The sequence below is a fragment of the Methanoregula sp. genome, assembly GCF_023227875.1.
Lineage (GTDB): Archaea > Halobacteriota > Methanomicrobia > Methanomicrobiales > Methanospirillaceae > Methanoregula.
Genome location: NZ_JALOCH010000003.1, coordinates 115,219 through 133,145, shown reverse-complemented (window position 1 = coordinate 133,145; position 17,927 = coordinate 115,219). Strand labels below are relative to the sequence as shown.

The window sequence follows — 17,927 nt, the reverse complement described above, 5'->3', positions numbered from 1 at the left end:
TGCGAATACGCGTCCGGTGACGGGGGACATTATCAGTCGTTCTTCTTCCCTGCCCGGTCTTCAACCAGTTTTCTCTCGGTGATATCGGTATTGATCCCCACGATCCTGACCGCATTGCCACCGGCATCCCGTTCAACAACCTTTCCCCGGGAAAGGATCCATTTCCAGCCCCCCTCCTTTGTCCGTACCCGGTATTCCGCCATATGAGCTTCCATTTTACCCTTGATCTGATCGCGGAATATCTGTTCCACGGAGCCCAGATCGTCCGGGTGGAGCAGGGATTGCCATGTGGCAAACGAATCGTCCAGCTCACCGGGTGCATAACCAAGAATCGTATTCAGGTGGGGGGAAAACATCCCGACGCCATGGGGGACATCCAGTTCCCAGAGGGCGTCTCTTTTGGCATCCAGCGCAAGCCGGTACTTCACCTCGCTCTCCCGGATGGCTTTTCGTGCCCGGACATTCTCGGTAATATCCCGGATCGAACCCAGGACCCCGTCAGGTTCGCCCGATGCACCGTACCGTCTCCGCGTATTGACCGAGACAACGACCGGCGTCCCGTCGCGTCTCTTCAGTGTTGCAACAAATCCGGAAACGACCGGATAGAGTCCCAGCTTTTCGAGAAGTGCCGTGCGGTCCCGGGGGTCAGCATACAGGTCAAGAATGGATTTCCCCCTGAGTTCCCCGGATTGCCATCCGGTCAACGCATACACGGACGGTGAAACGACCCGGAGAATACCATCCGCATCGGCCTCGTAGTAGGTATCGACAAACGACTCAAAGATGCACCGATATTTTTCCTCGCTCTCGTGAATTGCCTGCGCCATCCGCGTACGCTCAGTGATATCCCGGACAAAACAGATCTTGTGCTCCTCCTCTCCCCGCGTGACATAGACCGAGCCGACCTCCACATCGATGATCACGCCGTCCTTGCGCCGGTGCCGGCTCCGGAAGAACTGCCGCTTGCTCTGCCTCGCGTCAGCGAAATGATCTTCCAGCTGCTCCGGCCCGAGATCCGGGACCAGTTCGGATATATGCATGGAACAGAGCTCTTTCTGCGAATAACCGGTTGTCCTGCAGGCCGCATCATTGACGTACAGGATATTACCCGCCATGTCCAACCAGAAGACTTCATCATAGGCATTGTCCACCGAGATCTCTAGGAGCCGGAGGTGCTCTTCCGACTGCTTGCGTTCGGTGATATCCCGCACAAAGAAACAGCAGCTCTCGCTGTCGTCAAAGAACAAAAAATTTGCCAGCACTTCTACCTGGAGATTTTTACCTGACCGGCCCTCCATGATCGCTTCGAACAGGGCACACCCGTTCTGTTTTGCGGACTCCCGGATCTCGTGCCAGGGGACCTGGTGCAGCGAACCTCCTGCGTCCTGTTTCATGAAACAGGGGATATCACCGGCATGGAGGCCCAGGGTGATGAGTGCAGACTTGTTTTGTGAGGTGACAGCCCCGCTCTCATCGGCCCAGAGGATCATATCGCTGGAATTATTGACACAGAACTGTGTCCTCTGCAGGTTCCGCTCGGTCTGCTTGCGCTTCTGAATCTCCCCGAGCAGGACCTGGTTGATCCTTATAAACTCATTTGTCTTCTTCTGGATCAGGGTCTCGAGGTTCTCTTGATAATACTGGAGCTGGTTTTGGGCCATCATGAGTTCCGTGATGTCACTGCCGCATGAATGGTACTCGATCAGTTTTCCCTGCCGGAAGATGCCGCGGTTCTTCCACCGTATCCACCGTATCTCGCCAGAGGGGGTGATGAAACGGTGTTCAATGATCCTTTCAGGATTATCGGGGATAATTGAACGGAAATGTTCCTTCACAGATGGGATGTCCTCTTCAGGGATTTTCGACCGGTACTTTTTCCCGGTAAGCTGGTCCGGAAGGACCCCGGCAAGGTCAGCGAACGCCGGGTTTGCAAAGAGGATCGTGCCATCCTTTAATGAATGGACGATGAACTCCGACTGGGCGCTGGCGAGTGACCGGTAGCGTTCTTCAAGAAGGGTGATCTTCTCTTCAACCGTTTCGCGGTCCGTGATATCTTTTATCAGGACCGCACAGCCGGTAGTGCAATCCCCAAAAACCACCGGTATGCTCCGGATTTCATAGATATAATCCCTGTTTTTTTGTGTGCAGGAGATCCTGACCGGTTCACACGTGGAGGAGATGCCGGTTTTCGCCATGTCCCCGATCAGTGATCGCTGGAAGACCGGGCCTGCCAGGTTCTGGATCGGTCTGCCCAGGATTTCTTCGGGAGTACTTCCAGTCCATGCATAAAACGGGGTATTTGCATCAACACAGTTCATGTTCCGGTTAATGCCGACAACATAATCAGAGGATAATTCTGCAAGAACCGGGAACGGGACACGTTTCGAGATCGTGAACACCTTTGCCTTTCCGATATGGTGGATGTCAACCTTTCCCTGCTGGAAGAGAATTCCCAGATATTTTGCCATGGCATTCCGGTTCAGGCAGAGTTCCGCGGCAAGATCCTTCATCATCCGGCCTTCCGGGTGATCGGAGAGGATCCGTATTATTGAGGAAAGGTGTTCACGCATGCGATGCATTATTCTCACCTTTAATCTACATTCGTAAATAAGACAGGTCAAATGTTCCTGATGCAACGCGTTAAGGTAATGCCATTGGGTGATTTTATTAACCATCTGATTCTTCGGGAAGTATTGTTGTGATCAGGATCGCACCGGATTGGTTGAGAACCCCGTATGATTACGTTGTTCATTCTGCCTGTGCAGATAAGAGGATAAGGATCCGTTGAATCCGGCACAAAAAGAAGAACAAGACGATCAACGCTCATTATCGGGGATTGTAAGTTCAACCCGATGGGAAATGAAACCATGGAACGCAGGGATGCACCACGAAAATCCAATGCATTCTGGATCCAGCAGATTGATTTGATGGTCGAAACCGGCATGATTTCCGATTGGGCCGCTCATGGAGCGTGCGTGATCCAGGATAGGGCAGAACTCCCCTGTCATGCTCGCGTGATGGACGGATTGCTGCAGGGTGCCGGGGAGGATCCGGGTGCTTGTTCAGAAAAACCGGTATGTTACCAAAAACATGCGGACAAGTAGAGGAGATTAATGTGACGGATAGAGAACGAACAGAAACAAATATTTCAGTAAACGTTCAGGACAGGACGGCAAATCCCACCCCGCTGGGTCTTTTGGCCTTCGGCATGACTACGGTAATGCTGAACCTGCATAATGCGGGATTCTTTGCGATCGGATCAACAATATTTGCAATCGGGATCTTCTATGGAGGGATTGCCCAGATCATCGCAGGAATCATGGAATGGAAAAAGAACAATACCTTCGGGACAACGGCATTCATCTCGTACGGCTTCTTCTGGATCTCCCTTGTCAGCCTGTTCCTCATGCCGGTTTTCGGGTGGAGCCCGGCCGTACCGAAAGAAGCACTGGTATCATTCCTTACGATCTGGGGCCTGTTCACCCTTGTGATGTTTATCATAACCCTCAGGCTCTCGCGGGCACTCCAGGTGGTTTTCGGACTCCTCACGGTGTTGTTCCTGCTCCTGGTCGCGGGGAATGCTCTGAGTAATACGACAATTCTCCAGCTCGCGGGAATCGTTGGGATCATCTGCGGACTCTCGGCAATGTACACGGGTCTTGGGCAGGTATTGAATGAAGTCTATAAGGAACCGGTTATCCGGCTCGGGTGAGAACCATGATCGAGACAAAAGAATTCGAACAAATGTTTGATTATACCCCCCATGCACAGGCAATTGTGGACAGGGATCTGAAATTCATTAAGATCAATCCGGCACTCACAAAGCTCTTCGGGTATCCGAAGGACCGGCTCCTTGGCATGAAGGTCACGGACCTGGCGTCCAAGGGGCTTATCACCTATCACCGGAACACGGGCAAATCATTTGCTGACGCGGTTGAACTGAAGGAAAGTGTTTTTGGGGAGGCCACGATTGAATCCCCCTCCGGTATCCACGTCATTGAACGGGCAACGATCCCCCTCCCTGACGGGAACGGTGACATAAACCACATTTACCTCATCTACCATGAGATCAATGCGCTGGTAAAAAACCGGGAATACCTGGGACATGAGATTGACGAGTTCATCAAGGTTTACGACCGGATGGCAGCCGGCGACCTGACCGCAAGTCATGCCGTAGAAAAGCCCACGGACCCGGATCTTGAGGGGACATTTGCGACACTCGCAAAATTGCGGGCATCCGTGAGAAACATCATCAGCGCACTTCAGGTCAATATCAAGGATGTCAACCGGCAGATGGCGGACCTCACATCCATAACGGATAATGCCGCACGGAGCGTGGATGATGCATCCAAGAGTGTCAACCACATTGCAAAGAATGCCGGCATGGTCTCGGAGAACGCCCAGAAAGCCTCCGAAGGCGTTGAACAGATGACCAAGGCGATGCAGGACATGAGCGCCGCTGTTGAGGAAATTACCTCCAGCATGGAGAGTGTGTCGTCCCAGGCACAGACAGCAAAAGAGTCTGCCAAGAGCGGTGCCGTCATGGCGGACGAGGTCAATAAGAATATGGCTGAGATCACGGACTCCTCGAATAACGTGTACGGGATTGTCAAGGATATCGAGAAACAGATGAATGATATCGGCAAGATCATTGTCCTGATCCGCGACCTCGCCAGCCAGACCAACCTCTTGGCGCTCAATGCAGCCATCGAGGCGGCCCGGGCCGGCGAGCATGGCAGGGGTTTTGCGGTCGTTGCATCGGAGGTCAAATCCCTGGCACAGGAGTCCCGCTCCAGCGCGGAACGGATCGAGGAGATGATCACCCAGCTCAACCATGCCACGAAAAAGGCGACGGATGCGATGGAAGGGTCCAAGGTTCTCGTCAACAAAGGTCTCCAGGAATCGCAGGCTGCACTCGAAGCCTTCCGGCAGATCCAGAAAGCCGCTGAAACTGTTGCGAACAGTGCTTCCGAAGTTGCCGCGGCTACCGAGGAACAGGCTGCAACCACGGAAGAGATCACGGCCAGCGTCCATGAAGTGGCAGGCCTGATCGGACAGACCGCAAAGGAAGCCGGAGATGCGGCTGCAGCAAGCGAAGAGTCGGCAGCAGCGATCGATGAGATCGCCCGGATTGTGAAAGCCGTCAACGAGTCGGCAGTCCAGGCCATGGAAGCCAACAAGCGGTTTAAGGTGGACTAAACCGGGAGGGGATTTTCCATGGCAGTAAAAGCAGGTGAACCGGTCAACACCGTAAAAAACCCCGTTGCATCCGAAACGATGCCCGGCTCGATCCAGGTCGTGGAATTTGTCCTGGGCAACGAACATTTCGCCATCGATCTCTTCGATGTGAAGGAAGTCGTGGAATATACCACCATCACCAAGCTTCCCAATGTGCCGTCCTACGTACGCGGTATCATTGACCTGCGGGGAGAGATCACGATGATCATCGATCTCAAACACCGGCTGAATATCACCGAAGGGAGTGCCGCACCAGTCGAATCCTCGCGGATCATTGTCCTCGATGACAGGATTGCCCGGTCAAAGACCGGCATCCTCGTTGACGACGTGACTTCGGTCTCGACCTTCGAACGCGACCAGGTGGATTATACCTCCACGTCCGTGAGTCAGAACGAGTCCTCCATCATCGGGATCATCAAGCGCAGTGTCCGGGTAAAGGACAAGGAGGTAAACGAACTGATCATCTGGATTGATATCAGGCAGTTACTGGGTAATATCGACGCATCCGTATAACGTGACCGGCCCGGGGGGGATCCCCCCTCGTGATATCCCGGGCCGACAGAAGATTTCCTGAGGATGAGATAATACTCCTTTTTTACCCAGCTGCATCCCATACGTACCTGAAGAGATCTCCGGAGAGCTACGATGCGCTACAAAAAATCCGCCACGTACATCCTCCGCATTGACCGCGGGGAAGAGGTCATAAGCACGCTGAAACAGTTCTGCACGGAACAGAAGATCGCGCTCGGCACCGTGCAGGGGGCCGGGGACAACGTCGTGATCGGGTTGTTTGAGACGGCAACAAAAGAGTACCACACCACAACCCTCACGGGCGACCACGAGATCACGTCGCTCCCCGGCAGGATCACTACGATGGGCGGCGAGCCCATCCCCCTTCATGCTACCCTCTCCGATGCATCGCATCACGCGCTTGGCGGCCACCTGACGAGCGCTGTGGTCAGCGGCACCTGCGGGATATTCATCCAGGTGATTGACGGACGGGTTGAGCGGACGTTCAATGCCGGTGCCGGGCTGAACGTATTCGATCTCTCTTCCCCTTTTCTGAACGGGAATTGAACTTACGGGTTCCAGCCGGTATCCGGATCCAGAACACGGGCAGGCTTTTATCCCCCGCCCGACAATTCTTTCCAGAGATCCATGCTCTTCCTTTCAGAACGGGAACAACACGAATGGAGAGCGTACGCGGATGAGATCTTAAAAGACCGTCCCGCACCCGCCGGTTATGATACAAAAGTCCGGCAGAACCTGGTGCCGGCCTTTCACTTTTACATCGCAACCTTTCTTGCCGCACACGGCGCAGGGGAACAGGCGCTCGCATGGGCAAAGTCCGCAGTCCTCGAAGAGGAGGACGGGCTCTTTGGTCTCGCGTTTCTCGCGGGGTTCCTGGAGCGGTACGACAACCGGCTCACGAAGCCGGCACAGGTCTTTGCTGATCCGCAGCCGTTCATCCACTTCACCACCGTCCCACTCATGAGCAATGCACGGGTACAGTTCGTCCGGCACTGCGGCCAGTCGCTGCCGGTCTTCGACCACCCCGTCCGGTTCATGGATATCGGGTGCGGCAACGGGGCGCTGGCTGTCGCGGTCCTCTCGCACCTGCGGGAATGCGGGAAGATCCCCGGCTTTGACGAGATCCTGCTCGTGGACCCATCGCCTGCGATGGCAAACCTTGCAGAGAGTACCCTCCGTGCCGCATTCCCGGATGTCCCCATCACCACCGGGGTCTGCAGGATCCAGGACTGTTCTGGCAGGATCGATAAGAAGATCGACATCGCGATGAGCTCGCTTGCGTACCACCACATGCCCGTTGAAGACAAACGCATCCACTTAAAAAAACTCAAGCCATGGATCGACCACTTCCTCCTCTTCGAGATGGACGCCGACATCGACACGTCCGACCGGTTCTCTCCCGCCCTTGCCCTCGCGGTGTACCAGTCATACGGCCGGATCTTTGACTGCATCTATGCCCACGATGCACCGGTGGAAGTGGTGAACGAGTGCATCGACCAGTTCCTGATGACCGAAGTGATCTCCATCCTCACCGAGCCCCGGGGAGAGCGGAGCGATTACCACATGCTGCGGGGCCAGTGGAACACGCTCCTGGCCGAGGTGCTCGGCCCCGAGTTCTCGCTCCTGTGCGATTCGTCCTGCCATGCCGATGATTACATGGGGCTCATCACCCTCCATTACGGCCGGACCGGATAACCACAGGAGATCCGGAGGACCGGGAATAATTGCGGTTCCCCGGTGATCTGGCAAACCTTTTTCCTTACGCGGGGGCATGCATAACCATGAAAAGCCAATCCTCTGTTTCCCTATTCATCCTGGTGGCCGTGTTCATCATCCTCTCCGCAGGTATTGCAGGATGCGTGTCGCAGACCCCGTCCGCGCCACCGGTAACACAACAGAAACTGTCAACGATCGAACCCTCGCAGATGGGACTCGAGCCCCCGGATGTCCCGGCGGATTTCACCCTGGTGGAGAAATACGAGCGAAATGCTTCTGATTTAAGTGACTGGGCGCTCGAACACGGCTGGAAGAAAGGGTACGGTACCTACTACACATCAAATGGCCAGGATGTCCGTGGCATGGATCAGGTCATCTCTGTGTATCCCGTTGAAAATATCTCCCTGGTAATACCAAGTACCCTGCAAAACATGAAAGACTGGTCAGCAGAGGAAAATATGTCCATTGAAGTATTGCCGGCCCCCTCGGTCGGGGATTCCAGCAGCGCACTGAGAATGTCCGAAGCAGGCGATCCCATCGACCTGTACATGATCGCATTCGTGAAATACGACGTGTACGAGGAGTTGTGGATCAACGGGACCGCACCTGAATACGACACGCTCAAACAAGTTGCGCATACCGCAGCAGCGAAGATACAATAAAAAATTCAGATCCTTTTTTCACATTTTATTCCTCTGATCTCCATTCACTATACTCACGGACCTGCAGTTTATGCATTGCGTGACGGCAGGAAACACCACCGGGAAAAATGTCGCAGCCCGGGTTTTTGGAAAATATCAGTTCAGCGTGACCGCGAGCGGCCCCTGGACCGTTGAGATCTCATCATCGTATTTTTTTAATACCCTTTTTTATTATTCCCGCTGCTCACAAGGTCCCGTACAGTCGCAACACGGATATAGTGTAACACCCATATGGAAGACTAATGGCCGATAAGATTTGCGTCCTCTACGTCGATGACGAACCCGACCTTCTTGAACTGGGTAAACTCTTCCTTGAGGACGTCGGCCAGTTCACGGTAGATACCTCAACATCGGCAGAGGAATCGCTCAGTTCCCCTTCACTGGTGTCATACGATGCGATCATCTCCGATTACCAGATGCCCGGCATGAACGGCATCGTGTTCTTAAAAGAGGTCCGCCAGCGTTTCGCCGCTCTTCCCTTCATCCTCTTCACCGGCAGGGGCCGCGAGGAGGTCGTGATTGCGGCGATCAACAATGGCGCTGACTTCTACCTCCAGAAAGGCGGCGATCCCACGGCACAGTTTGCCGAGCTGGTGCACAAGGTGCGGCAGGCGGTCTCACGCAGGAAGAGCGAGAGCGAGATCACGAGCATCTTCCAGGCAGTCCCGGTCGGGATCGCGGTTGTTGCAAACCGGGTCTTAATCCGGGTCAACGAACGTCTCTGCACGCTGACCGGTTACCCGCGGGAAGAACTGGAGGGGAAAAATACCCGGTTCCTGTACCTGGACGACGAGGGTTATGCAGCGGTCGGGAGGATGCGGGAGCAGGCATACCGGGACGGTGCGCCGGAGGACGTCGATGTACCCTGGCGGCGAAAGGACGGCACGGTCATTGATGTCCATATCACCGCAGCTGCGATCGACCGGTCCAATCCCGGGGCGCCCATGACGTACAGCGCTCTCGACATCACCAGGGCAAAACGGGACCACAAGGAACTCCGTGCGGCGTATGAGCAGCTTACGGCCACGGAGGAAGAACTGCGCCAGCAGTATGAAGAGCTGGCAAAGAACGAGCGGATGCTCCGGGAGAGCAAGGAGAGGCTTGAGTCATTCATGGACTCGGCCACGGATGCATTCACGATCTGGGATGCACACCTCAACCTTGTCGATCTCAACCGGAAAGCCCTCTCTTACCTTCCTCCCGGGACAAAAAAAGAAGATATCATTGGCACGAACTATGCGAAGTTCATTCCCGGTTCGCACGAAAGGGGAGAGTATGACCGGTACCGTAACGTGATCAAGACTGGTATCCCGTTTTCCGGTACGGAGATGAGGCCGGAGCCGCAGTCCGGCAGGCAATGGTTTACCATCAAGGCGTTCCGCGTGGGCGACGGGCTTGGGATCAGCACAACTGATATCTCCCAGGTAAAAACTGCAGAAGAGGAGCTGAGAGCCGCGTATGAACATCTCAAAATATCGAAACAGACACTGCGGGAGCAGTACGGGGAGATTGCCCGGAGCGAAGAGCGCCTGAAGAAAAGCGAGGCAGAGATCTCTACCATCTTACGTGTTGCCCCCGTAGGTATCGGCCACATATCTGCTGACCGGGTGTTCCTCCGTGTCAATGACCGGTTCTGTGCAATCACCGGATATTCACGCGAGGAGCTGCTCGGGCGCAATGCACGGTTCCTGTACCCGGACGATGACGAATATACCCGGGCGGGAAGGTTCTACACCCTCGGCAACAGAGAGGGCAGCTTTGATACGACAGAGACCCGGTTTCTCCGGAAAGACAAGACACTCCGTGATATCCGGTTCTTCGGGACCCAGGTCGATCCGTCCAGGCCCGCAGCCGGCAATATCTTCATCACGATTGATATCACGGAAGAGAAACGGGCCCGGGAGAACCTCCAGGCCGCATATGAGAAGCTCCACGAGAGCGGGAAAAAATAACGGCACTTAACGGAAATCACCAGTGACGTCTTCTACCTGATGGACCATGAGGGCCGGTTCACGTATGTGAGCCCCCGTTTATCCCGGTACGGGTATATACCGGATGAAGTCCTCTCCAAAAATTTTGCCGGGTTCATGGCAGAAGAAGATTTGCCGGTCGTTATGGCAGATGTGGAGAAGACCGTGCTGAAAGGGATACCCGCGATCACCCGGCTTGAGGATCCGGGACAAATCCGGGAACCTCCACCCGGTGGAAGACACCACGGCCCCCATTGTTGATCCGACAGGCGCCGTGATCGGTATCTCCGGTATCCTGTGTGATATCTCCGGCCGCAGCGATGCCGGAGAAAAACCGTAAGAAACGCACAATGATCGGTGGATTACGGGAAATTTTTAAATGAGGTAAAGAACCGAAAGAATATTTTCCCCACGCATCAACCGCGTGAGGATTTGAGCTCGGTTTCGGTATCCCTGAGGTGCTTGTATGCGTCTGAACGCGAGACTACGCGGATGACTGCCCATAACACGGCCAGACAGATCCCAAATGTCATCAGTATGATGGAAAGGATGTTGTCGATCAGGAGAGAAATTATGAACCCGGTTACGCTCACGATGATCGCAAGGGACGCAGGACCGACAATACTCATCGTGGCATCGTACTCTTTTTTCGCCCAGGCTAATTCTCTCCGGGTGCAGAGGTCCAGGTTATACCCGAACTGCTGGTCCGGCGTGAGTCTGTCGTACTCCTCGTCCGTGATCTCCCTGATATAGTAATCATCTGCCATGTGTGGCACCACGTGATCCGGATCTGGTATGCGAGATATTAGGCATTTTGATCTGTTCTCCGGTTTTTTCCATTCCTGTACGGGAGAATTAGAACGACGAGAATTCCGGATTGTTTAGTAAACCTGAAAAAAAATTTAAGTATACCGGTTTTTTTTAATTTTTAAAAAATGATACCGGAAAAATTCTTTGAACCCGGTCCCGTTTGTGTCCGTGACCATCCCGGAAAAATTCCGGGGTTACGGAGTATTGCCAGGACCCGGATCATTCTCTTTTTTCGTGAACACCGGTGACTTTTTTGCCCGTAACCACTCATCGAAACTGCCCACAACAGAGAGCGCTGCCGGCATGATGAAGATAGCGCCCATCAGCGAGAACGCGACGGCGATGAGGGTCGAGATACCGAAGTTGCTGATGATGGGGAATGTCGCAAGGCAGAGTGCGGAGAACCCGAAGAAGGTGGCAAGGCCCGATACCGTGATCGCCGTGCCAATTTTCTGGACGCTCTCCTGGATGGCGGCGATCGGGTCATGGAGCCGCTCCTCCTCTTCGGCGTACCGTTCCATGACAAGGATCGTGTATTCCGCGGCCACACCGATCGTCATCGACCCGAGAGTTGCCGTGAGCGGGTTGTAGGTGAGCCCGATCAGGTACATCATGACTGCATTCCAGCCGACCACGAAGATGATCGGAATGATCGGCGAAACCGCGTGAAGGTGCCGGTAGACCAGGACCAGGAAGACGAAGACAAAGATGAACCCGAGCAGGGTCATCGTGTCCTTCGAATCTGACATCGCCTTTAAGAGCGTGGTCGTCACTTCGAAGTTCCCGGCGGGTTCTACCGAGATCCCGACAGGGGGTTCGAGGAACGCGATATCGTTTTTCACCTGCTCTTTTAAGGCGTTCTGCTGGGTGATCGAGATTTTTTTGGTGCTGAACCGGATGATCCCGCACATCGGGTCACTCAGGACGGATTTCTGTGTATCCCCCGGTATTTTCGCAAGCACAGTATTGAGCTGTGACTGTGTCTCCGGCATCACGCCGCCGTTATACTGGAGGATGTACGTGACGATGCTGGTCGCCCCGGTTATTTCCGGATGGTGCGAAAGTTCATAGTCCTGGAACTCCCTGATCCAGATCACGGTATCGAGGTCGGTGACACGCGATCCCTGGACCAGGAGGTCCGCAGTACTGGTTGCACCGATGACGCGGGTGACCTTCTCCATATTGATCTTGGCCGGCATATCCGAGGGAACAAACGCGTTCTCATCAGAACTGACCGGGATGGTCGGGTCGATCTGGAACCCGATCAGGGCGATAAGACCGGCCAGGAGCAGGACCGGTACCGGGTTCTTTGCAATTTTTACGGAGGTACTGGTGAGGAACTCCGCATAGGAGAAGGAACTTTTCTTTGCGTTCTTCTGCTTCCCGATGATCGTATCGCATGCATCCGTTCCCACGGCATAGCACTGCCCGGTCTTTTCGGGCTTGGGCTGGTAATTCAGCAGGAGGGCGATCGTAGGCATGCCGATACAGGAGACCCAGAAACAGGTGTTGATGCCGATGATGGAGACGACACCGAACGAGCGGATCATCGGGACCGTTGAGACATACATGGCCACAAATCCCATGGATGTGGCGAGCATCGCATACATGACGGCAGGGCCGGTCCTGGTCACGGTCATGAAAACCGCTTCATCAAGCGATCCTTTCCTTGCCTCCTCATCGAACCTTGCATGGAACTGGATCGCATAGTCGATCCCAAGGCCGATGAGGACCGGGAAAGCCCCGATCACCGCCATGTTCAGGCTGATGCCGGCAACGCCCATCAGGCCAAGAGAGGTGACAAGGCCGATCGCAACAAGCAGGACCGGCAAGAACCGGTGCCGGACATACGCAAAGAGGACCCCCATCGTGATTACCATCAGTACCATGGCACCGCCGATGAGGATGCCCATGTTGCTCATGAGTCCCTCGCTCATCTGCTGGGAGAATGCCGGCGAACCGGACATTTCAACGGTCACACCGGCCGGTGCAGCAGACGTATCGACAACCGACTGCACGTTGGCGAGGACGGACTTCTGGACCTTCTCGGACAGGCCCGGCGTGAGCTTGATCTGGACGAGGGTCAGCACGTTGGATGGATAGAGCATTGCACGGGTGCTCGCGGGGAGTGCATCGGCAATGGCGAGCGACTGTTCCTTCGACGCGGGAAGTATCCCGCCATGGTATGCTTTCAGTACATCCGTGATGCTCTGAACGCTCTCGATATTCTGCTGCTGCCGCAGGTCTGTTTCAAGGTCTTCGATATAAGCGAGGACATCCGGAGCGAGCGGGTCACCAGCTTCGATGATGAGGATGATCGTATCCGACTTGAAGTCCTCATTGTATTTTTTCTCAATGGCCCCGGCGGGGGAGTCCTTGAAGACATAGGTCTTCCATCCCGTCTCCATGCTGAGCATGGTCGTACCGTAAATACCGATGCAGAAGAGGGCGAGGATACATACCGCAACCAGTTTCGGCCTCCTGATGATCGTGTTCGCAATGCCTTCAAAGATCTCTTTTATCATCGGTATTCCTCCTGATCTGACCGTCATCCGTCAGGACTGCGGGAGAGCCCTGTTGTTTTTTCGTGATGCCCCCCGCTATTAAAAAAAACCTGCCAAAACTTTTTAAAAAAATAACCGCTGTCTTCCCCCGTATTTTTGGCCATGGTGAATTATTTTTCGCGTGCAGTAATTCAATGTGAATTATGTTGTATTTAATCATCCGTAAGAACGGTTATTGCCTGGCAACAGTCAGGGTGAACCAGGGTAGAGAGTATACTCCGGCAGGGAGTCATCCGCAATGGCCTCGCCCGGCTGAACGCCAGGGGAAAACGTTCGCATTCGGTTGACCCGGGTGCGGCCTCCTGAACGATTACGGCAATGAGCTGCACGTTATTCAAAGAAGATTTTCATGCGGGTTTCGTAAACCTGAATTTTCCGTTTGGTACCAGGATCTCGAACCGGACGCCCTTCCCGTACGCTCCCGATTCTTTAATGGAGAGTCCGGTGATGGCAAGGATCTCCCGCGTGAGGAACAGGCCAAAGCCGGTATTCTTCCCGAATCCTTTCTCGAAGATCCGCTCCTTGTCCGATTCCTGCACGCCAACCCCGTCATCTTCATACACGATCGCGAGGGTATCCGGACCGGGTTTCATTGAGGAGAGGGTGATGTGCCGGACCCGTTCCCCGTGGCGACGCGAGTTGTCGATCAGGTTCTCGAAGACTTTCTCAAGAAGGGGATCGGCAAAGATCTCAAGACCCATGACATTAACCGAGATCTCGATCTCGCCGGGAGGAAGGTTGGATCGCAGCGCCACTAAACACCCGCCGATATCCTGCCACGCAGGGGCGTTGACCCCGAGGTCCTCGTAATCTTTCGTGAACTCGATCTGCCGTCGGATGGTCTGTGCTGCGATATCTTCCTTATCGATGAAATGCATCAGCTCCGGATCCGTGCTCTTCATTTTCGAGAGTTCGATATAGCCCATGAGTGCAAGGAGCTGGTTCTTGATATCGTGGCGGGTGATGCTGGAGAGGAGATTGAGTTTTTTATTGGCGGTCCGGAATGCCTCCTGGGATTTTTCCAGCCGGGTGTTGAGGGAATACATCTTCTGGTTCGCATCAGACAACTCACGGTTCTGGAGAATGATCTGATCATAATAACAACGCATCTGTTCCACGATGGAACCGACAACAACTGCCACGATGAGCATTATACAGCCTCTCATCAGGGCATCCATAGAGAGCAGCCCGGTGAGCATATAGGTGACGGTCACGTGGAGACTGCCGAAAAGGAGCGCAACCCAGATCGCTTTTCTCCCGTACCAGAGGCCGGCGATGACAATGATCAGGTAAAAAAACTGCGTGTAGACGATGGTGATACCAAAATAGTAATGAACAACGAATTCAAGATCAAGACCGATAAGGACCAGGAATATGAACACGACCGGGTGGGGCCGGTTAAACGATTGCCACCATGATTCACCAGCATTGCATTTCTGCACGACTAAAACCTCGTTCTTTCCTGTGTTTGTAAATAATCCTGGGAGATATGGATCAATAATCACGCTATACAATCATCCGGATCTTTTGCATCCACTCTGAAATGTTTCCGGATATTTTTGAAATACATCCAGTGCAGGAGCATGTGGATGATGAGCAGGGCGGCAAAGGCAAAACTCACAATATCGTGCCAGAGGACCCAGTCATACCGGGGTATCCCCATCCAGGTTACCCAGCTGCCCCCGCGGCCTGCGCCGGATGGCAGGAAGAAATACAGCACCAGCCCGGTGACGAGCGACAGGATGAACGTGATCAGGCATCCGATATCCACGAGTGCGTTGATGGTTACGCGTTTCATGAGAAACCTCATGGTTCTCTGAAGATGTTCGGACTATTAAACCCAGCGAAACGGGACCATGCGGCTCATGCGTCGCACAGGTAACAAAAAATTCCGGGATATTTTCCGGTGAATTTATAAAAATTTTCAGGGAATTGCGGACGCCGCAGCCATCAAACGGACGATTGACAGGATTTTACCGGAACCGCAGTGATAAAAAAAAGAACCGGGTTTTCCCGGTCACGCGTGCTGCTTTAAAAACGAGAGGATCTTTGCCTGCGTCTCGTGGACCTGCGGCGAAATCCATGCACAGAGGTGAGAACCCTCGCGTACCCACAGCTTCTCCGCACCCGGGATGTTCTCCCAGGCATACACGCCATGGTAGAGGAGGACGTCGCTGTCATGGGTGCCGTGGATGATGAACACCGGGCACCGGATTTTGTCGACCGGGAGATCGTTCAGTTTTGCCAGCCCGTCGATGTCGTTGTCCACACCGGCACTGCGTTTTGAATACTCCGAGAGGGAGCGTGAGAACCGCAGGAGGAGTCGTACCTGGTGGGGGTCCTTTAATGCTGCCTCTACCTGCGTATCGATCTGTTCGGGCCGGAGCACGGACTCCTGCTGGAGGAACTCGTGCATGGTCTGCTTCGGGAAATGTTTCGTGAAGTAACTGACGAGCTGCTCACCGGGGCCGCTGAGGAACAGGGCCTGGGCAACGGGCCCGGCATTGGCCGGCATGAGGTATTGTGAGACCACGGCATCGGCAGCGACAAGCGCCGTGACCCGTTCGGGATAGCGGATGGCAAACTCATAACTGGAGGCGCCCCCGGCCGACCCGCAGATGATGGCGACCTTGTCGATCCCGAGCGTGTCGAGAAGTGCGGCATACAGGTCTGCCTGTTCGGCAGGCGACTTCCCGCTCGAAACAGGCGTGCCCAGATATCCCGGGCGGCTCGGCGCAATGAGCGAGAACCCGGCTTTTGTCACCCATTCAAACAGGAGAAGGCCCTGGTCGAACCCGCCGGGTCCGCCATGGACGGCCAGCACAACCGGCCCCTCGCCGATCCGGGCATATTCCACCGGGCCTTTTGCCGTCATTGCAACCTTGCCGAGTGCGACAAGTTCGTCCTGGCGTGCAACCTCGGCCCGGACCCAGCCGGCAAAATCGGAGGTAAACATAGAATCGTACGGTTCTTCTGTCATGAAAATCCAATAAAACCGCACGGTTAAAGTATTTTCTGATATGCCATCAGGTTCTGGTTGTCTGGCGGGAATGGATGGGGATGTGACGACACGGCATGCCGGCAGGATCTGATCATATCCGATGGGATCTCACGTGAGCCGGAAATTTTTGTACAGGAAAAAAATCCGGGAAACTTTCCGGAAAAATTTAATAAAATGGTTCAGGCCGGCCCGGTCGGGCCCGATGCATTGGCAGGCACAGCGACGAACATCTCGATCTCCATCCGGTCAGCCCGCTTCAGGACCATGTTCATCGCAGCCTTCTCATCCGGGGCTTCGAACATGACGACCGTGTCGTACTTCCCGGGCGTCCACCAGGCACCCTTGTACACAACCTGTCCTTTCGTGTCGGCCCCGATATCCTTCATATCCTGTTCGACAATGTCTTTTGTCCGGGGTTTTTTGAATTTTGCCGGTGCGAAGAAAAGCATACCAATACCTTGTTTGTGTTCTCGACAGGTAACTTACGAACCGGTGTTATTTAACGAGGCCGGTTTGACGTCCCCGGGTCACGGAGGGGGTCATTTTCCGTCGGAGACGGGAGATGGGAGACCATATCCCGTTCCGGCACGGCAGCCCGGGGGGTGGCTGTGAGCGTCCGGTCCGCGATTCACCTGTTTTTCGTCTGCAGGCGATCCTCTGAATTTCTGGGGGAATGATCTGAATGAAATTTTCGCCCATGGCGGCCTCCGGTAAGGCCCGGATTTCCGTAATTGGGGGTTGGCTGTGTAATTTTTGCGCATTTTCTCCCGCCGCTAAAGAGCACGGTTTTTTCAGAGGGAAAAGGCTTCGTTTGCCAGAAATCGCGATTATAAGAGAATTTTCCTCGGGTGTTGGCACCGTTTCCACTGCCGAATTTTTCGGCCCATAGCGGCCCGGGACCTCTTCGTCGGAGAATCGATCGCGGGGGAGATGCCCTCTCCCCACCTCACCCCGTTTATAAAGGAGGCCTGGCACCACCCGTGACAAGGGGTTCAGTCCCTCGCATACCGGTTCACGTACCCATCCGGGTCCCAGAACCCGATCTCGGCAACCGCGAGGTCGAGGACCCGGAGCCTGCGGAAGGTGCGCTCGTGCTGGGTCCGCAGCCAGATCTCGCGGGGCATCCATTTCGGGAACGGCAACCCCCGTACTTCGCGGAGATCGTCAGCCAGCAAATCTTCGTAGAAGCAGTCCGGGTCGATATGGTGGCGCACCACCCGGACTTTTAAGAGAAATGCGTAACCAGTCTTGAAGACCTGGAGGTCGTAGCCGAGGTCCGGGTTGTCGGTGTTCTCCTGCCAGTTGTAGCCCATCTTCTCTGCAAATTTTTTTGCATCGCGGATGGCTGCGAGGGGTCGGTGGCCGCGGGGCATCGTACTGAGCCGGGTTGGCGGTG

16 protein-coding genes and 1 pseudogene are annotated in these 17,927 nt (G+C 54.6%); 9 read left to right on the top strand and 8 right to left on the bottom strand.

Features of this window, described 5'->3' with window-relative positions; genetic code table 11:
* Positions 1–32: 32 nt before the first annotated feature.
* On the bottom strand, positions 33–2,570 hold the full coding sequence (locus M0R30_RS04445) for a PAS domain S-box protein (protein ID WP_292543854.1): 2,538 nt from the start codon (positions 2,568–2,570) through the stop codon (positions 33–35).
* Between the two features lie 297 nt (positions 2,571–2,867).
* Between M0R30_RS04445 and M0R30_RS04440 the strand changes: the two genes are divergently transcribed.
* The 9 genes and pseudogenes from M0R30_RS04440 to M0R30_RS04400 form a co-directional block, all read left to right on the top strand.
* Complete coding sequence (locus M0R30_RS04440) at positions 2,868–3,104, top strand: hypothetical protein (protein ID WP_292543852.1); 237 nt, start codon at positions 2,868–2,870, stop codon at positions 3,102–3,104.
* 11 nt (positions 3,105–3,115) lie between these two features.
* Positions 3,116–3,712: an acetate uptake transporter gene (locus M0R30_RS04435; RefSeq protein WP_292543850.1), complete on the top strand. Its 597-nt coding sequence runs from the start codon at positions 3,116–3,118 to the stop codon at positions 3,710–3,712.
* A 5-nt stretch (positions 3,713–3,717) separates the two neighbouring features.
* The gene (locus M0R30_RS04430) at positions 3,718–5,199 is read left to right on the top strand and encodes a methyl-accepting chemotaxis protein (RefSeq protein WP_292543846.1); all 1,482 of its coding nucleotides are present in this window, start codon (positions 3,718–3,720) and stop codon (positions 5,197–5,199) included.
* Positions 5,200–5,277: 78 nt separating this feature from the next.
* Complete coding sequence (locus M0R30_RS04425; RefSeq protein WP_292544186.1) at positions 5,278–5,751, top strand: chemotaxis protein CheW; 474 nt, start codon at positions 5,278–5,280, stop codon at positions 5,749–5,751.
* Between the two features lie 132 nt (positions 5,752–5,883).
* Positions 5,884–6,315 (top strand): PPC domain-containing DNA-binding protein, encoded by a 432-nt coding sequence (locus tag M0R30_RS04420; protein WP_292543844.1) that lies wholly within the window; start codon positions 5,884–5,886, stop codon positions 6,313–6,315.
* A gap of 81 nt (positions 6,316–6,396) precedes the next feature.
* On the top strand, positions 6,397–7,464 hold the full coding sequence (locus M0R30_RS04415; RefSeq protein ID WP_292543842.1) for a class I SAM-dependent methyltransferase: 1,068 nt from the start codon (positions 6,397–6,399) through the stop codon (positions 7,462–7,464).
* 86 nt (positions 7,465–7,550) lie between these two features.
* Positions 7,551–8,147: a hypothetical protein gene (locus M0R30_RS04410; protein WP_292543841.1), complete on the top strand. Its 597-nt coding sequence runs from the start codon at positions 7,551–7,553 to the stop codon at positions 8,145–8,147.
* A 281-nt stretch (positions 8,148–8,428) separates the two neighbouring features.
* Entirely contained in the window at positions 8,429–10,138 is a 1,710-nt protein-coding gene (locus tag M0R30_RS04405; protein WP_292543838.1) for a PAS domain S-box protein, read from the top strand.
* Positions 10,139–10,150: 12 nt separating this feature from the next.
* Positions 10,151–10,417, top strand: a pseudogene (locus M0R30_RS04400) (PAS domain S-box protein); the annotation flags it as partial.
* Between the two features lie 155 nt (positions 10,418–10,572).
* Here the strand turns inward: M0R30_RS04400 and M0R30_RS04395 are convergent.
* The 7 genes from M0R30_RS04395 to M0R30_RS04365 form a co-directional block, all read right to left on the bottom strand.
* Positions 10,573–10,923 (bottom strand): hypothetical protein, encoded by a 351-nt coding sequence (locus M0R30_RS04395; protein WP_292543836.1) that lies wholly within the window; start codon positions 10,921–10,923, stop codon positions 10,573–10,575.
* 237 nt (positions 10,924–11,160) lie between these two features.
* A complete protein-coding gene (locus M0R30_RS04390) occupies positions 11,161–13,491 on the bottom strand; it encodes a hydrophobe/amphiphile efflux-3 (HAE3) family transporter (RefSeq protein ID WP_292543833.1) in 2,331 nt (776 codons plus the stop codon).
* Positions 13,492–13,877: 386 nt separating this feature from the next.
* Positions 13,878–14,972, bottom strand: coding sequence for a HAMP domain-containing sensor histidine kinase (locus M0R30_RS04385; RefSeq protein ID WP_292543831.1), 1,095 nt, complete (start codon positions 14,970–14,972; stop codon positions 13,878–13,880).
* Positions 14,973–15,031: 59 nt separating this feature from the next.
* Positions 15,032–15,328, bottom strand: a complete 297-nt coding sequence (locus M0R30_RS04380; RefSeq protein ID WP_292543828.1) for a DUF4405 domain-containing protein — start codon at positions 15,326–15,328, stop codon at positions 15,032–15,034.
* A 219-nt stretch (positions 15,329–15,547) separates the two neighbouring features.
* The gene (locus tag M0R30_RS04375) at positions 15,548–16,510 is read right to left on the bottom strand and encodes an alpha/beta hydrolase (RefSeq protein WP_292543824.1); all 963 of its coding nucleotides are present in this window, start codon (positions 16,508–16,510) and stop codon (positions 15,548–15,550) included.
* 200 nt (positions 16,511–16,710) lie between these two features.
* Complete coding sequence (locus tag M0R30_RS04370; protein WP_292543821.1) at positions 16,711–16,980, bottom strand: DUF3303 family protein; 270 nt, start codon at positions 16,978–16,980, stop codon at positions 16,711–16,713.
* Between the two features lie 543 nt (positions 16,981–17,523).
* Positions 17,524–17,904 (bottom strand): hypothetical protein, encoded by a 381-nt coding sequence (locus M0R30_RS04365; protein ID WP_292543819.1) that lies wholly within the window; start codon positions 17,902–17,904, stop codon positions 17,524–17,526.
* Positions 17,905–17,927 lie beyond the last annotated feature (23 nt).

Excerpts from the sequence above, each read along its gene's own strand:
- M0R30_RS04445 (WP_292543854.1), bottom strand. The coding sequence starts at position 2,570 with ATGCGTGAACACCTTTCCTCAATAATACGGATCCTCTCCGATCACCCG.
- M0R30_RS04440 (WP_292543852.1), top strand. The coding sequence starts at position 2,868 with ATGGAACGCAGGGATGCACCACGAAAATCCAATGCATTCTGGATCCAG.
- M0R30_RS04430 (WP_292543846.1), top strand. The coding sequence starts at position 3,718 with ATGATCGAGACAAAAGAATTCGAACAAATGTTTGATTATACCCCCCAT.
- M0R30_RS04425 (WP_292544186.1), top strand. The coding sequence starts at position 5,278 with ATGCCCGGCTCGATCCAGGTCGTGGAATTTGTCCTGGGCAACGAACAT.
- M0R30_RS04420 (WP_292543844.1), top strand. The coding sequence starts at position 5,884 with ATGCGCTACAAAAAATCCGCCACGTACATCCTCCGCATTGACCGCGGG.
- M0R30_RS04415 (WP_292543842.1), top strand. The coding sequence starts at position 6,397 with ATGCTCTTCCTTTCAGAACGGGAACAACACGAATGGAGAGCGTACGCG.
- M0R30_RS04410 (WP_292543841.1), top strand. The coding sequence starts at position 7,551 with ATGAAAAGCCAATCCTCTGTTTCCCTATTCATCCTGGTGGCCGTGTTC.
- M0R30_RS04405 (WP_292543838.1), top strand. The coding sequence starts at position 8,429 with ATGGCCGATAAGATTTGCGTCCTCTACGTCGATGACGAACCCGACCTT.
- M0R30_RS04395 (WP_292543836.1), bottom strand. The coding sequence starts at position 10,923 with ATGGCAGATGATTACTATATCAGGGAGATCACGGACGAGGAGTACGAC.
- M0R30_RS04390 (WP_292543833.1), bottom strand. The coding sequence starts at position 13,491 with ATGATAAAAGAGATCTTTGAAGGCATTGCGAACACGATCATCAGGAGG.
- M0R30_RS04380 (WP_292543828.1), bottom strand. The coding sequence starts at position 15,328 with ATGAAACGCGTAACCATCAACGCACTCGTGGATATCGGATGCCTGATC.
- M0R30_RS04375 (WP_292543824.1), bottom strand. The coding sequence starts at position 16,510 with ATGACAGAAGAACCGTACGATTCTATGTTTACCTCCGATTTTGCCGGC.
- M0R30_RS04370 (WP_292543821.1), bottom strand. The coding sequence starts at position 16,980 with ATGCTTTTCTTCGCACCGGCAAAATTCAAAAAACCCCGGACAAAAGAC.
- M0R30_RS04365 (WP_292543819.1), bottom strand. The coding sequence starts at position 17,904 with ATGCCCCGCGGCCACCGACCCCTCGCAGCCATCCGCGATGCAAAAAAA.